The organism is Streptomyces sp. NP160, assembly GCF_006335115.1.
Classification (GTDB): domain Bacteria; phylum Actinomycetota; class Actinomycetes; order Actinomycetales; family Quadrisphaeraceae; genus Quadrisphaera.
This window is the reverse complement of the sequence record NZ_VDMJ01000005.1, coordinates 108,327-122,846: the sequence shown is the minus strand read 5'-3', so window position 1 is coordinate 122,846 and position 14,520 is coordinate 108,327. Positions and strand designations below refer to the sequence as shown.

General features: G+C 73.1%; 17 protein-coding genes. All 17 read right to left on the bottom strand.

The annotated features are described in order from the left end of the window. Positions 1-111: 111 nt before the first annotated feature. The gene (locus FHN55_RS03580; protein WP_139710866.1) at positions 112-996 is read right to left on the bottom strand and encodes a hypothetical protein; all 885 of its coding nucleotides are present in this window, start codon (positions 994-996) and stop codon (positions 112-114) included. 269 nt (positions 997-1,265) lie between these two features. Next, complete coding sequence (locus tag FHN55_RS03575; RefSeq protein WP_139710864.1) at positions 1,266-2,411, bottom strand: flagellar biosynthesis protein FlhB; 1,146 nt, start codon at positions 2,409-2,411, stop codon at positions 1,266-1,268. Beyond that, positions 2,408-3,250, bottom strand: a complete 843-nt coding sequence (locus FHN55_RS03570) for a flagellar biosynthetic protein FliR (protein ID WP_218974313.1) — start codon at positions 3,248-3,250, stop codon at positions 2,408-2,410. The genes FHN55_RS03575 and FHN55_RS03570 overlap by 4 nt, the downstream gene beginning before the upstream one ends. A 13-nt stretch (positions 3,251-3,263) precedes the next feature. Continuing rightward, positions 3,264-3,536, bottom strand: a complete 273-nt coding sequence (locus tag FHN55_RS03565; protein ID WP_180357618.1) for a flagellar biosynthetic protein FliQ — start codon at positions 3,534-3,536, stop codon at positions 3,264-3,266. Further along, positions 3,536-4,276 (bottom strand): flagellar type III secretion system pore protein FliP, encoded by a 741-nt coding sequence (gene fliP, locus FHN55_RS03560; RefSeq protein ID WP_139710862.1) that lies wholly within the window; start codon positions 4,274-4,276, stop codon positions 3,536-3,538. The genes FHN55_RS03565 and fliP overlap by 1 nt, the downstream gene beginning before the upstream one ends. After that, on the bottom strand, positions 4,273-4,764 hold the full coding sequence (locus tag FHN55_RS03555; RefSeq protein ID WP_139710861.1) for a flagellar biosynthetic protein FliO: 492 nt from the start codon (positions 4,762-4,764) through the stop codon (positions 4,273-4,275). The genes fliP and FHN55_RS03555 overlap by 4 nt, the downstream gene beginning before the upstream one ends. 6 nt (positions 4,765-4,770) lie before the next feature. Further along, positions 4,771-5,523, bottom strand: coding sequence for a flagellar motor switch protein FliN (fliN, locus tag FHN55_RS03550; RefSeq protein ID WP_139710859.1), 753 nt, complete (start codon positions 5,521-5,523; stop codon positions 4,771-4,773). Further along, positions 5,520-6,470: a flagellar motor switch protein FliM gene (locus FHN55_RS03545; protein ID WP_139710857.1), complete on the bottom strand. Its 951-nt coding sequence runs from the start codon at positions 6,468-6,470 to the stop codon at positions 5,520-5,522. The genes fliN and FHN55_RS03545 overlap by 4 nt, the downstream gene beginning before the upstream one ends. Before the next feature lie 119 nt (positions 6,471-6,589). Next, the gene (fliL, locus tag FHN55_RS03540) at positions 6,590-7,069 is read right to left on the bottom strand and encodes a flagellar basal body-associated protein FliL (protein WP_139710855.1); all 480 of its coding nucleotides are present in this window, start codon (positions 7,067-7,069) and stop codon (positions 6,590-6,592) included. A 54-nt stretch (positions 7,070-7,123) separates the two neighbouring features. Continuing rightward, complete coding sequence (locus FHN55_RS03535; protein ID WP_139710853.1) at positions 7,124-8,068, bottom strand: flagellar motor protein MotB; 945 nt, start codon at positions 8,066-8,068, stop codon at positions 7,124-7,126. Further along, complete coding sequence (locus tag FHN55_RS03530; protein ID WP_139710851.1) at positions 8,068-8,838, bottom strand: motility protein A; 771 nt, start codon at positions 8,836-8,838, stop codon at positions 8,068-8,070. Before FHN55_RS03530 ends, FHN55_RS03535 begins: the two co-directional genes overlap by 1 nt. Beyond that, positions 8,838-9,152, bottom strand: a complete 315-nt coding sequence (locus tag FHN55_RS03525; RefSeq protein ID WP_139710849.1) for a flagellar FlbD family protein — start codon at positions 9,150-9,152, stop codon at positions 8,838-8,840. The genes FHN55_RS03530 and FHN55_RS03525 overlap by 1 nt, the downstream gene beginning before the upstream one ends. Positions 9,153-9,289: 137 nt before the next feature. After that, positions 9,290-10,630 (bottom strand): flagellar basal-body rod protein FlgF, encoded by a 1,341-nt coding sequence (gene flgF / locus FHN55_RS03520; protein WP_139710847.1) that lies wholly within the window; start codon positions 10,628-10,630, stop codon positions 9,290-9,292. 136 nt (positions 10,631-10,766) lie between these two features. Then, complete coding sequence (locus tag FHN55_RS03515; protein WP_139710845.1) at positions 10,767-11,213, bottom strand: flagellar hook assembly protein FlgD; 447 nt, start codon at positions 11,211-11,213, stop codon at positions 10,767-10,769. Positions 11,214-11,278: 65 nt separating this feature from the next. Beyond that, positions 11,279-12,877, bottom strand: a complete 1,599-nt coding sequence (locus FHN55_RS03510) for a flagellar hook-length control protein FliK (protein ID WP_139710843.1) — start codon at positions 12,875-12,877, stop codon at positions 11,279-11,281. Positions 12,878-12,969: 92 nt separating this feature from the next. Continuing rightward, entirely contained in the window at positions 12,970-13,992 is a 1,023-nt protein-coding gene (locus FHN55_RS03505) for a transglycosylase SLT domain-containing protein (RefSeq protein WP_218974312.1), read from the bottom strand. Continuing rightward, positions 13,989-14,507: a hypothetical protein gene (locus FHN55_RS03500; protein WP_139710841.1), complete on the bottom strand. Its 519-nt coding sequence runs from the start codon at positions 14,505-14,507 to the stop codon at positions 13,989-13,991. The genes FHN55_RS03505 and FHN55_RS03500 overlap by 4 nt, the downstream gene beginning before the upstream one ends. Between the last annotated feature and the right edge of the window lie 13 nt (positions 14,508-14,520).

The window sequence follows — 14,520 nt, the reverse complement described above, 5'->3', positions numbered from 1 at the left end:
GCGGCGGAAGTCCACGGAGGGTGCATCGGCAGTCGGGGCCGCGCCCTTGAGCCGATCGGGTGATCACCCGTCCGGCGCAGCGGCGGGTCGGGGCGGGCGTGGCGGCGGTGCTCACAGCGCCCGCCGCAAGCGCCAGGGGATCCGCATCGGGTCGAGCGTGTCCCGCCAGGTGAAGCGCTCCACGTCGCCGTCGTCCGCAGTGATGGCGCTGGTCTTGTCCCGGTCGCGGAACGCGGCCGTGGGGCTTCCGTGGGGCCCCACCCCGTCAGCCTCGACGAAGAGCGGCCCGCGGTGCGGTCGTCGGCGGCGCTCGCGGTCGATCGTCATGTCCGGTCGGGCGTACACGCGGCCCGACGCGTCGCGCAGGCGCTGCTGCAGCCGGTCCGGCGCCAGGTGGCCGTCGACCATCCGCAGGCGCACACGGCTCTCCAGCGGTGTCTCCGCGTCGGGGTCGGCCAGCTCCCACAGGTCGTCCACCTGCCGGCACCCCCGGTGGCCCTGGGCCAGCACCCGTGCTGCCACCAGCGACGCCTCCGTGGCCCCTCGGCGTCGCGCGGAGTCGAGGACCGACAGCCCCGTCGGCCGGTCGCAGCGCGGCACGGTGTCCGCCAGCGACCGGACCGCACTCGTCATCGCCAGGCCCCAGACCGACGTGGTCACGTGTTCCGGGGCCAGCTCGGTCACCAGCGCCTCCAGCCCGAGGCGTCCCCGCAGCTCGGCGCCCGGAGGAACGGCCACGCAGACGCCGTCGCGGAACGGCAGCCCCGCCACCCGCAGCTCGCGCAGCGCGCTGTCCCGGGCGAGCACGGCGCGCGGCAGCACCAGCACGGCTGCCTGGTTCCAGGAGCGGGCGAGGTCGTCGAGGGCGTCGTCGCCGTCGTGCACCGCCACGAGCCGGGTGCCGCGCAGCAGCTGCCGCCACCCGTCGCGCCGCCCGACGTCGTGGATGCGCGCCTCGCTCAGCCCGGCGGTCCGCAGCTGGACGGTGGTGAGCACGCCACGCTGCTGCAGGGCCAGTCCGGTCAGAGACGACGGGAGCGAGGCGTCGAGGAGGAGTTCCACGCGCCGCAGACTGGCGCCGCCCGGCCGCCCGGGGTCGTCGTCGCCCGCTGGCCTGTGGACGCTACGGGCCCGGGGGTCACCTGTGGGCGGACGACGTGCGTCGATCTTGGCGTTCCGTGGGCGGCTGGAGGCTCGGGAGGCCACGAAACGCCAAGGTCGACGCGGCGGCGGTGCCGGGCGATAGTCGAGACTGGGGAGCGCGGTCAGCCGGCGGTGGGGAGGCCGCGCAGCAGCGGGTGGTCGGGCACCTCGACGGCCACGGGAGCCGGGTTGGCGTGCAGGCCCGAGGCCGAGCCGCGCTTCTTGAGGGCCATCACGAACGCGAGCACCTGGGCGACCGCCACGTAGAGGTGCATCGGCACCTCCTGCTCCAGCTCGCAGGCCGCGTACAGCGCACGGGCGAGGGGGACGTCCGAGACCAGCGGCACGCCGGTCTCGGAGGCCCTGGCGCGGATGCGGGCGGCGGTGTGGCCGGAGCCCTTGGCGACCACGCGGGGGGCGCCGCGGTTCGGCTCGTACTTGAGGGCCACGGCCACGTGGGTCGGGTTGACGAGCACGACGTCGGCCTCGCCGACGGCGGCCATCATGCGGTTGCGGCTCATGGCGCGCTGCTTGCCCTTGATGGCGGCCTTGATCTCCGGGTTGCCCTCGGAGTTCTTCGACTCGTCCTTGATCTCCTGCTTGGTCATGCGCAGGTCCTTCATCGTCTTCGCCTTCTGGACGGCGAAGTCGACGACGGCGAGCATCAGGCCCGCGCCCACGGCGATGCGCACGAGGGAGGCGACGCCGCCGGAGGTGGCGTCGAGCACCCCGGCCAGGGTGAGTCCGCCGCCGGAGAGCAGCTGCGGCACCAGGCCCTGCACGGTCACCCACAGGACGCCGCCGATGATCGCGGTCTTGACCAGCGACTTCACCAGCTGCCAGAGGTTGACGACGCTGAAGAGGTTCTTGATGCCCTTGAGCACGTCGAGGCGCTGCCAGTTGGGCTTGGCGGCCTGGGTGGCCAGCACGAAACCGCCCTGGCCGACGGAGGCGACCACCGCGACGACCACTGCGACGGCGAGGAGCGGAGCGACGGCCGGCACGATCGCGGCGCCACCGGCGCCCAGCGCCTGGAGCATGAGCGCCGGCTCGGGGTGCTTCGCCACGACGTCCAGCGACTCCGCGATCGCCTGCAGGCGCTCGCGGGTCGGTGCGATGACCATCGGGATGACGGCCACGATGACGCCCAGCCCGGCCCACGCGCCGAGGTCCGGCGTCCGGGCGATCTGGCCCTTCTTGCGGGCGTCCTGGAGCCGTTTCGGTGTCGGCTTCTCGGTCTTCTCGCCCCCACCCCCTCCCGCGCTCACGGGGCGACCGCCGCACCGGCGGGGGCGCCCAGCAGGACGCTCGAGGCGGCGTCAGCGGCTCCGGCGTCGCCACCGGCGGTGGCCGTGGCCACCGTCTGCGAGCCGGCCTGGTCGGCCATCGCGTCGACCACCGACGGCAGCGCGGCGACGGTCATGGCGGCCAGCGACAGTGTGATCATGATCTTGAGGGGGAAGCCGAGGGAGAACGCCTGCAGGGCGGGGGCCGCGCGGGTCAGCAGGCCCAGGCCGACGTCGGTGAGGAAGAGCACGGCGAGCAGCGGGCCGGCGATCTGCAGCGCGGAGACGAACATCTGCGTGGTGCCCTCGACCACCAGCCGCGCCAGCAGCGCGGACGAGATGTGCTCCTGCAGGCCCAGCACGCGGAAGGTCTGCGCGAGGCCGTGGAAGACCACGAGGTAGCCGTCCGAGGCGAACAGCAGCACCACGGTGGTCATCTGGTAGAGCCGGCCGAAGACGGCGGCGCCGGTCTCCATCTGCGGGTCGTAGGAGGTGGCCGCCTGGAAGCCGCCGAAGAGGTCGAGCAGGTTGCCGGCCGCCTGCACCGCGGAGAAGACGAGGTAGCACAGGAAGCCGAGGGAGGCCCCCACCAGCACCTGCGACAGGGCGCTGAGCACGAGGTCCGGGGTGGACAGCGAGAGCGTGGAGAAGTCCATCGTGGAGCCGAGCGCCATCGTGATGCCGAGGGCCAGCAGCGCCTTCACCTGGTTCGGGATGGCCTTGTGGGAGAACGGCGGGGCGATGGCGAGCCAGGCGGTGACCCGCAGCAGCACGAGCAGGTGACCGGCGACGGTCGTCAGCGCGATGGTGGGCAGCTCCACGGGTCTCCTCCTCTCAGCCCATCGCCAGCAGCGCCGGGATCCGGTCGAACAGACCGGTGGTGAACTCGTTCATCTCGGCGAGCATCCAGTTGCCCGCCACCACCAGGACGACGGCGACGCCGACGGCCTTGGGCACGAAGGACAGCGTCGGCTCCTGGATCTGGGTGACCGACTGGAAGAGCGACACGATGAAGCCGATCGACAGGGCGACCAGGAGCATCGGCGCGGAGAGCTTGGCGGCGATGATCATCGCCTGCACGGCGATGTCGATGACGGCGGCGTCCATCAGCGGTAGCTCCCCACCAGGGCCGTCACGATGAGGCCCCACCCGTTGACCATGACGAAGAGCAGCAGCTTGAACGGCAGGGACACGGTCACCGGCGGGAGCATCATCATGCCCAGTGCCATCAGCCCCGAGGACACGACGATGTCGATGACCAGGAACGGGACGTAGATGACGAAGCCGATGATGAACGCGGCCCGCAGCTCGGAGAGCACGAACGCCGGGATGAGCGTGGTCAGCGGGACGTCGGCCGGGTTCGCCGGGTTGGGGCGGTCGGCCGCGCGGGTGATGAGCGCCAGGTCCTGCTGACGGGTCTGGTGGAGCATGAACTGCTTCAGCGGCTCGGCCGCCGCCTCGAACATCTGGCCCTGCGTGATGGTGCCCTGCAGGAACGGCTGCACCGCGTCGGTGTTGATCTGCGTGATCACCGGCGCCATGACGAACAGCGACAGGAACAGCGCCAGGCCGGCGAGCACCTGGTTGGGCGGCACGCCCTGCAGGCCGAGGGCGTTGCGGGTGATGCTCAGGACGACGACGATCTTGGTGAAGGCCGTCATCATCAGCAGCATCGCCGGCGCCACGGACAGCAGCGTGATGGCGAGGATGAGGACGATCGACGTGCTCGGCGTCCCGTCGATGCCGTTCACGGCGACGGTGAAACCGGCTCCTCCGGTGGGAGCGACGGGCCCGGCGGGGCCCTGGGGCCCTGCCGCGGCCCCTGCCGTCAGCAGGGCGGTGATCATCGCCGGGTCGTCCTCTCGCGCAGCACCTCGAGGGCCGAGGTCCAGGTGGCCGGGGAGAGCGCCGAGCCGGCCAGCGCGCCGCGCTGGGGGGTGGCGCCCACGGTCGCCACGGCCTTGGCGGGCGCGGCGGCGGGGGTGAAGGCCGCGCCGACGCTGACCACGGGGGTGCGGACCTCGCGGACGCTGACCACCTGGGCGGTCTCGACGGCGTCCTCGGTGGCGGGGCGCTCGAAGTCGGCCAGCGGCATGCGGGCCAGCAGCTGCACCTGGGTGTCGGTGACGCCCACCACGAGGGCGTCGTCACCGACGCGCAGCACCGAGACGCCGGCGGAGCGGGTCAGGGACTGTCGGGCCAGCACGGTGAAGCGGGTGGCGTCCACGGCGCGGCCGCCGCTGCGGCGCTTGGCCGCGCGCTGGAGCGCGTAGACCAGGCCGAGCACGAGCGCCAGGGAGACCGCGACGCGCAGGAGGAGGGGCAGGAGGTCCATCGCCGGTCAGTCCTCGGCGCCGGGCTCGACGATCTCGGTGATGCGCAGGCCGTAGTCCTCGTCGACGACGACGACCTCGCCCCGCGCCAGCAGCCGGCCGTTGACCAGCAGGTCCGCCGGAGCACCGGCGGCGCGGTCCAGCTCGACCACGGAGCCGGGGGTGAGGGCCAGCAGGTCCTTCACCGACATCCGGGTGCGGCCCAGCTCCACCGTGACGACCATCTCCACGCCGCGCAGCAGCGCCATGCCGGCGCGGCCGGCGGCGTTCTGCACGGGGACCGCGGGGCCGCTGGGGACGCCGGAGGGGATGGCGGTCTGCGCGATGACGAGGCCGACCCAGACCACCACCTCCTGCGCCGCGGAGTTCGCGTCCACGAGCGGCACCCACAGGGCGTCCGGCTCGGCGACCACACCGGCCACGTCGACCGCCTGCACCGCGCCGGGCACCGAGGGGCCCATGGCGGTGACGGCGGCGCGCAGCGCCGGGGCGATCGCGTCGACGACGGGCAGCGGCCCGCCCTCGGCACCGGCGAGCGCCTCCTCCAGGGAGGGGTCGACGATGACGACCAGCGTGCCCGACACCGCGCCGGTGAACGCGGCCGACACGGCGGTGCCGTCAGCGGTCGGGGCCAGCGAGCCGTCCGAGGGGCCCACCGCCAGGGTGGCCCCGGCGGGCAGCTGCTCGGCGGCGACGGCGGCCGCAGCCAGCAGCGCGGTCTGCGCGGCCTGGACGGCGGGGGCGTCCGTGGGGGTGGTCATCGCGTCTCCTCATCAGGGTTCACCACGAGGCAGGCCAGGCGGGTTCCGCTCGTGCCGGGGACGGCGCGAGCGAGGGCGACGTCGTTGGTGACGACGTCGAGGGGGCGGGCGGTGGGGTGGGGCAGGTGCAGGACGTCACCGACCGCGAGGGCGGTGACGGCCTGCACGGACAGCGCCATGGGCGTCATGCGCACGGACACGTCGACGGGGAGCTCGGGGACGGTGCGGGAGAGCACGTCCGCGGCCTGCGCCGCGGTGCGGCGCTCCTCCTCGCTGCCGTCGTTGGCGCCGCGGCTCTCGCTGAGACGGGCCAGGACGGGGTTCAGGGGCAGCATCACGGAGAAGTCGGCGGGCTCGGCGTCCTCACCGAGGGCCACGGTGAAGCCCGCCACCAGCACGACGTCGGCCGGGGCGGCCATGGTGAGGAACTGGGAGGTCTGGTCGACCTCGGACAGCACGGGCGCCATGGGCACGGTGCCGGCGAACGCGGTGCCGAGGTCGGACAGCAGGCGACCGGCCAGCGACTCGATGAGCCGGTTGTCGATGTCGGTGAGCTCGCGCTCGGGGTTCAGCACCGTCGGCTCGACCACGCCGTGGCCGCCGAGGAGGAAGTCCAGCGCCGTCATGACGGTGGAGGCCTCGAGCACCACCAGGCCGCTCGCGCCCCCCGCCTCGGTGCGGAAGCTGAGGAAGATCCCCTGGCCGGGCTGGCCGGCGAGGTGGTCCTCGAAGCTGCGGGCGCCCACGCCGGTGCACACGACGGTGCAGGTCTGGCGCAGGCGGGTGAGCAGGGTGGTGGAGAACTGGCGGGCGAACGCCTCGAAGGCCACCTCGAGGGCGCGGGAGTGCTCGCGCGCCAGCGCGGTGGGCCGCGTGAAGTCGTACTCGCTCACCACGCCGCGGCGCCGCTTGCGGCGGGGCGCTGCGCTCGGGCTCTGGACGGTCACAGAGGAGTTGTCGGCAGGACGGGTGAACGGGTTGAGCCGTTCGGGGGAACGAGTTCGCGCGAGTTCCGCCCCGGCGCGGACGCTCGGGCGTCCGCGCCGGTCAGCGGGTCAGCCGGGGGTCACTGCATGACGTACTGGGTGAGGTACACGTCCAGCACCTCGTCGTCGTAGGCCTCCTTGACCTTCTCGACGAGCTCGGCCTTGGCGGCGTCACGGCCCTCGGAGGTGCTGAGCTCCTCGATCGACTTGCCGCTGTAGAGCTCGATCACCTCGTCGAGGGCCTTGCTGCCGTCGACGTCCTCGGCCACGGCCGAGCTCTGCTGCAGCGCGATGCCGATCTTGAGGAAGTGGCCCTCGGCGAGGTTGATGCTGATCGGGTCGAGGGCCTTGACCTTGCCCAGCAGCGCGGCCTCCTCGGCCTTCTTCGCCTCGGCGACCTCCTCGGCGCTCGGCGCCGGCTTGGGCGCCAGCACGAGGAAGTACGCCGCGCCGCCACCACCCATGAGCACGATGACCGCGACGAGGATGAGGACGAGCTTGTTGGGGCCCTTCTTCTTCGGGGCCTCGGTCTCGGCGGGCGTTGCGGTGGCGGTGGCCATGGCGGGCGTCCTGTCGTGAGTGGCGGTGGTCGGTCGGGTGGGTGGGTCTGAGGGTCAGTCGTGCGCCGACGGCGCGGCGTCGGCGCGGAGGTCGGGGACCGCGCCGACGTCGCCGGAGGGCTTCACGCCGGAGGGGGCCGCGCCCTGGCTCACGGCCTTGAGCGCCGCGTCGGAGGCCGCCTCCTCCGCGGAGGGGGCCTTCGCCATGAGGACGATGTCCACGCGGCGGTTGCCCTCGAGGGCCCGCGGGTCGTCGTTCGGGAAGAGCGGGTGCTGGTCGCCCATGCCGACCAGCCGCAGCCGGTCGCCGGAGATTCCGTCGTCCTTGAGCCGCAGCAGCACGGACGTGGCGCGGGCGCCGGAGAGCTCCCAGTTGTTGGCGTACTCGGCACCGCTGATGGCGAGGTTGTTGGTGTGCCCCTCGACGGCGATCTGGCGGTCGTTGCCCTGCAGGAGCGGGGCGACCACGTCGAGGACCCTCAGCCCGGCCGGCTCGATGGCGGCGCTGCCGTTGGCGAAGAAGACGTTGTTGGCGGCCACGCTGATCACCAGGCCGCGCTCGGTGACCGTGGTGGTCACCTGCTCCAGCAGGTCCTGCTGCTGCAGCTGCTCCTCCACCTGCTGCTGCAGCTGCTGGAGGTCGTCAGCCTCCTTGGCGGCGTCCTCCGCGGTCTTGCCCTGGGTGCTGCTGATGCTCGTCGTCGCGGAGAAGTCCTGGCCGCTCATCGCACCGGAGCCGACGTCGATGGGGCTGTTGGTGGAGCCGTCGACGACGCCGGAGCCGCCGTCCGTGGGGAGCACCTGGTTGCCGAAGCCCTCCGCCAGGGAGGTCTTGAGCTCCAGGTACTTCTTCTGGTCGACGTTGCTCATGGCGAACAGCACGAGGAAGAGCGCCATGAGCACCGTCATCATGTCCGAGTAGGACACGGCCCAGCGCTCGTGGTTCTCGTGCTCCTCCTCGTGGTGCTTCTTGGCCCTGCCCTTCCCGTGCCCCGACATCAGGCCGCCTCCTTCTCCTTCTTGCCGGTGCTCGGCACGAGGCTGCGCAGGCGCTGGCCCACCAGGCGCGGGTTGGCCCCGGCCTGCACGGCCATGAGGCCCTCCACGATCAGCTCCATGTGCGCGCACTCGGTCTCCGACAGGCGCTTGAGGCGCGCGCCGAAGGGGAGGCAGATGATGTTGGCGGTGAGCAGGCCCCAGAAGGTCGCGACGAGCGCCGCGGCGATCATGTGGCCGAGCTTGGTCGGGTCGGCGAGGTTCTCGAGCACGTGCACCAGCGACACGACGGTGCCGATGATGCCGACGGTCGGGGCGTAGCCGCCGGCCGTGGCGTAGAAGGCGGCGGCGATCTTGTCGGTGGCGCGCTTGGTCTCGATCTTCGCCATCAGCATCTCGCGCAGGTCCTCGGGGTCCGCGCCGTCGATGGCCGACTGCAGGCCGTCCTTGAGGAACTCGTCGTCGACGTCCTTCGCGGCGTCCTCGAGGGCCAGCAGGCCCTCGCGGCGCGCGGTCTCGGCGAGCGAGACCAGCGTGTCGATGGTCTTGACCGGGTTCACGGCCTTGCCCGTGAGCGCCTTGATGGTGCCCTGGATGACGAAGGGCAGGTCGGCCATCCGCGTCCCGGCGAGCGTCGCGCCGATCGTGCCGACGATGACCAGGGTCATCGCCGGGATGAGGATGACCGACATGGGGCTCGAGCCCTCGAGGATGATCGCCAGCAGGATGCCGCCGACCGCGAGGCCGAGCCCGATCAGGGTCGCCGGGTCCATCACACCTCCTCGGGGGCGGCCTCGCGCGGGAGCACGCGCAGGGCCGGGACGACGTGCAGGTCAGGGCGCGCCTCGGAGCCGGGCTCGGGCGCGGGGGGTGCAGCGGGGACGGGCTCGCGCAGGGTGCGGGCGCTGGCCACCACGCTGGCGCGGTAGTCGCGGACGAGGTCGATGACCTCGACGACCGACTCCGCCACGAGGTACTTGGTGCCGTCGATGAGCGTGAGGACCGTGTCGGGGGTCGCCTCGACCCGCTCGAGCAGGTCGGGGTTCACCGCGAACGCGGCCCCGGTCAAGCGCGTGACGAGGATCATGACGACCGTCCTTGAGAGTCTGGTTGCACGCCCTTCCGTGGGCGCCTCCACGTGCTCCATCGGCGCTGGCGCGCCGGTGGTGAGGAGTCCGGGTGGCGGCGTCGACCGCGTCGGCCACCGCCACCCGGACGGGCGCGTCAGCGCTTGAGGTTGACGAGCTCCTCGAGCATCGAGTCCGAGGTGGTGATGACGCGGCTGTTCGCCTGGAAGCCGCGCTGGGACACGATGAGGTTGGTGAACTCCTGCGCGAGGTCCACGTTCGACATCTCCAGCGCGCCGGAGACCAGCGAGCCGTGCGCGCCGTCGCCGGCCACGCCGACGTTCGGCAGACCCGAGTTGGACGTCGCCTGGTAGGTCGAGCCGCCCTGCTTGTCGAGGCCGGCCGGGTTGTCGAAGGTGGCGACCGCGATGCGGCCCAGCTCCTGCGAGCGGCCGTTGTCGAACGAGCCGACGATCGCGCCGTCGGGGCCGACCTTCCAGCTGGTCAGCGAGCCCGCCGCGTAGCCGTCCTGCGCGGAGACGGTCACGTCGGAGATGGAGATGTCCGCGCGGTTGGCCACGGTCAGCTTGGAGAAGTCGAGCGTCGGCTGCGGTGCGAACGCGGTGCCGTCGGCGCCGTCGAAGGCCGCGAGGGTCAGCTTCTCGTTGGCGACGTCGGCGGTGCCGGTGGTGCCCGCAGCCATGACGCCGGCGCCGTTGAAGGTGACGTCACCGACCACGGTGCCCGTGGCGGAGTCCTTGCGCATCGTCACGGACCAGGCGGTGACCAGGCCGGTCTTGCCGTCGGTGGAGGTCACGCTGGTCGGCTTGATCTCCACGTACAGCGGCACGTTCACGCCGTTCTTGTCCGTGAGCTGGTAGGAGAAGCTCTGCGTCGACGCCGCCGTCGGCCCGTAGGTGACAGGGGTGACGCCGGCGGCGCTGGTCTGGACCACGTCGACGGTGTTGTCCAGGCGGCCCGACATCGTCACCTTCGTCGTCGCCGACGCGGGGATGATCTGCGTGGTCGGGATGGAGATGTTGCCCGGGGTCCCCGAGGAGTTGGTGACGCCCTTGGCGTCGGCCATCCACCCCTGCACCTTGGCGCCGCCGAGGCTCACCAGCGTGCCGGTGCCGTCCACGTTGAACGCGCCGTTGCGGGTGTACTGCATCGCGCCGTTGTTGTTCAGCACGAAGAACCCGTCACCGTCGATCAGCATGTCGCTGTTGCGGCCGGTGGTCTGGGTCGCGCCCTGGGTGAAGTTGGTCGTGATGCCCGAGACACGGACGCCGAGGCCGACCTGCGCCGGGTTCTGACCGCCCTTGGCGCCCTGCGCGGCGGCGGCGTTGCCGAGGCTCTGCGACAGGGTGTCCTCGAAGATGGTGTTCGAGGCCTTGAAGCCGGTGGTGTTGACGTTGGCGATGTTGTTGCCGGTGACGTCCATCATGGTCTGCATCGAGCGCATGCCGCTGATGCCGGTGTAAAGGGAACGGAGCACGGGGTCCTCCAGGGAAGGGCGCGCAGCGGGGTGCTGTCGCGGTGCCGTGTGCCGTCCGTGGCCATGGGGCGTTCCGTCGGGGTGCGGCCTGCGGCCGCGTCTTCAGTTGTTGTTCGGTTGTGGGTCGGTGGGCGCGTCAGCTGGACGCTGACGACGCCGGCGCGGTGATGCCGGTGACGCTGTTGAGCGACACGGAGGCGCCGCCGATCGTCAGGTTCGGCGTGCCGGTGGCGGAGAAGGAGGCAGCGGAGACGACGCCGCTCTGGGGCTTGCCGGCGACGTCCGTGTAGCTGACGGTCTGGCCGATGTAGCTCGAGGCGGTCATGCGGGACATCAGGGCGAAGGAGTCCTGCTGGGCCTTCGTCATCTCCTGCATGGCCTGCGCCGACGACAGCGTGGCCGTCTGCTGCATGATCGCGTTGGAGTCCATCGGCGAGCTCGGGTCCTGGTTCTGCAGCTGCTTGATGAGCAGCTGCAGGAAGTCCTGGTTCTTGAGGGTCGTCTTGTCCTCGGAGACCCTGCCGCCCGACTGGAAGGCGTAGCGGGTCGCCGTCGTGCTGGTGGTGCCGATGGCGTCAGCCACGAGTACCTCCTGCGGTGTCGGTGGAGCTCGGCGAGCTCACGGGGTGGGGAGCGCTGGTGCGCTCCTCATGCGAGGACATCGACACGTCCGGGCCCGACCTTGAGCCGAACGGGTGCCAGGTCGACCACCCGTTCGCCGTCCTCGGCCTGGCCGGAGGCGTGGGAGCCGAACCAGCTGCGCGGGGTGCGGTCCTGGCGGGCCGCGGCGCCGCTGCCGGTGCTGACGTCGAGGGAGGCGCCGGAGCCGGTGGCGGCGAGGTCCTTGCGCAGGTCGTCCAGGGAGGCCTGCAGCGCGTCGCGGGCGGCGGGGTTGCCGCCGACCAGCTCGATGCGGGTGCCCTCGGGGCGGATGTGCGCCACCACGGTGACGGTGCCGATGGCCTCGGGCTTCACCTCGAGGGTGAGCTTGTGGGTGCCGGTGCCGCGACCGGTCAGCGCGACCAGCTGCGGCGACAGCTGCGCCGCCACGTGGGCGGGCTGCGCGACGAGCACGGGCTGCGCCACCGGCGCCGCGGACGTCGGGAGGGGCGCCGGTGCCGCGGGGTTCTGGGTCGGCGCCGCCGCGACCTGGGGCGCCGTGGTGGTGACGGCGGACGACGACGCGTCGAGCGGCGTGACGGCGGCCGCCGCCGTCGTGGCGTCCGGCGCGGTGGAAGCGCCGAGGGCGCCCGAGAGCGGCACCAGGAGCGCCTGCGCTGCGACCGTCGGGGCGGTCGCGTCACCGCCGTCGGTGGCGTGGCCCTTCGCGTGCGGGGCGGTGTCGGCCGCCCCTCCCCCACCGGACGAGGAGCCGCCCTGCGGTGCGCCGGGGGCGTCACCGGACGGGCCGGAGGCGGTGGCAGCGGGCTGGGCCGTGGCCGGCGCGGTGGGCCCCGCCGGGGCGGCGTCCGCTGCGGGAGCCGTGGTCGGCGCCGCGTCCGTGGCTGCCGCGGCAGTCGTGGCGGTCGTGGCCGTCGTAGCGGTCGTGGCCGTCGTAGCGGTCGCGGCCGTCGTAGCGGTCGTGGCGGTCGTGGCGGTCGTAGCGGTCGCGGAGGCCGGGGCGCCGGGCACGACGGGTGCGGCCGCAGTCGTCACCGGAGCGGTGGTGGGGATGGGCTCGACCGCGGGCTGGGAGGCCGGGACGGGCGTGACCATGGCGGCGAGCGCCTGCGCGGTGAGCGAGGTGGCGCCGGCGGCGGCGTCCTGCGCGGTGCCCGCCTGTGCGGCGCCGTCTGCGGTCGCGTCGGCGGAGGCGTCAGCCGCGGGAGCGGTGGCGACCGGTGCCGCGGCGTCGCCCGTCGTCGTCCCCGGCACCCACGCCTGACTCGCACTTTCCACGGAAAGTGCGAGAAGGCCGGGGTCCGGAAGCGCAGTTTCCGCGGAAAGTGCGGGAAGGGCGGGGTCCGGAAGCGCACTGTCCGCGGAAAGTGCGGGCACGGTGGCGGTGGCCGGGGTCGCGTCGGACGTCGGCGCGGAGGGCACCGCGTCGCGCTGCGCGGGGGTGGCAGCAGCCGGGCGCGCGTCGGGGCGCGCGGGCTTCGCGGAGGTCGCCGGGGCGTCGTCGTCCGCCTGCTGGCGGGCGAGGACGTCGGCGAAGCGGCCGTCGTCGTCCTGCTGGGCCGGCGCCGCGGGAGCGGCGGGCGCGACAGCGGGAGCGGGGGCGGCGGGGGTGACGTTCAGGGGCATCGGGTGCTCCGGGGCATCGAGCGGTGCGCGGAAGGGGGTGGGTGGTGCGTCGGTGCTCGGTGGTGCTGGAAGTGGTGCGGGAGGGCGACGGGTCAGGCGCCCGGCATGGCCGCAGCGACCTTGCGGACGTAGGCCTGCGTCTCGGCGAACGGCGGCACGCCGCCGTACTTGCTGACGTTGCCCGGTCCGGCGTTGTAGGCGGCGAGGGCCAGCGGGAGGGAGCCGAACCTGTCGAGGTGCTTGGCCAGCAGGCGGGCGGCGCCGTCCACGGCCTGGGCCGGGTCGTGCGCGTCGACGCCGAGCTCGCGGGCGGTGCCCGGCATGAGCTGCATGAGGCCGCGGGCGCCGGCGGGGCTGACGGCGTCGGGGTCGTAGCTCGACTCGGTCTTGGCGACGGCGGACAGCAGCCCGTCGGGCAGGTCGTAGCGCGCCTCGGCGGCGTCGAACAGGCCCTGGTAGGCCGCGGCGCCGCTGGCACCGGAGGAGGTGCCCGAGCCGAGCACCGACGAGCGCAGGGCGGCGCTGAGCGCGCCCGTGCTCGTGCCGGCACCCGCCGTCGCGTCGGTCATCCGGCGGATGGTCATGGGGGTCTCCCAGACCTTGGAGATCTTCACCACGTCGCCGGCCTTGGGCGCGTGGATCATCTGCCCGTCGCCGACGTAGATGCCGATGTGCGAGCCGCCCTCCAGCACCACGAGGTCACCGGGCTGCGCCTGCGCGAGCGAGGGGACCTCGGTGCCGACCTTCGCCTGCTGGGCAGCGGTGCGCGGCAGCGTGATGCCGTTCTCCTTCATCACCAGCTGCGTGAAGCCGGAGCAGTCCAGGCCCTTGTCGGGGTCGGTGCCGCCCCACACGTAGGGCACGCCGAGGTACTTCTTGGCGTCGGTGACGATGTCGTCCCCGCTGGCGGCGGACGACGACGAGGCCTGCCCGTCCAGCTGCGACTGCGCCAGCGCGAGCTGCCCCGCGAAGGTGGTGCTCGTCGTCGCCGTCCCGGTGGCTGCCAGGGGGCTGCCGCTGAGGGTGGCGATCCGCAGCTGCAGCGAGCTGATGCGCGACTGCACCTGCGCGATGGCCGCCTGGGCCGGCGCGGGGGCGCCCGTCACGGCCGTCACGCGTCACCGCCGGACGGTTCGTTCCCTCTCATGGAGTAGTCATCGGCAGGTCGGGCCTCGGAGTCGAGCCCCAGATGGGCAGGACCCTGCACGCCGGTGGTGCGGCCGCGCGCGCGGCCGGCGTGCTCGTCGATGACGGCCTGGTCGGCCTTGAGGTCGGCGGTGCGCTGGGCGTGCTCGTGGCGGTCGGCGAGGCGCTGCAGCCCCTTGGCCCGGCCCTCGGCGGCGGCCCAGACGGCCTGCGCGGCGCGGGCCTCGGCCTCGGCCTCCTCGAGGGCGGCGAGCGCGTCCTGGTAGCGGGCGCTGCTGGCGCTGCGCGCGGCGACGGCCGCGGCGAAGCTCTCGGGGCTGCCGTGGTCGTTGAAGCTCTGCGCCGCGGCCTCCTCGAGGATGTTCTCGGAGTAGGTCCGGGCTGAGACGGTGCGGGCTGCGGCCGCTCCCGCTGCGGCGGCGGCGATGTCGCGCTGCAGGTGGCGCACGCGCAGCACCTGCTCCAGGCGGAACTTCCTGCTCACCGCCGCCTCCTGT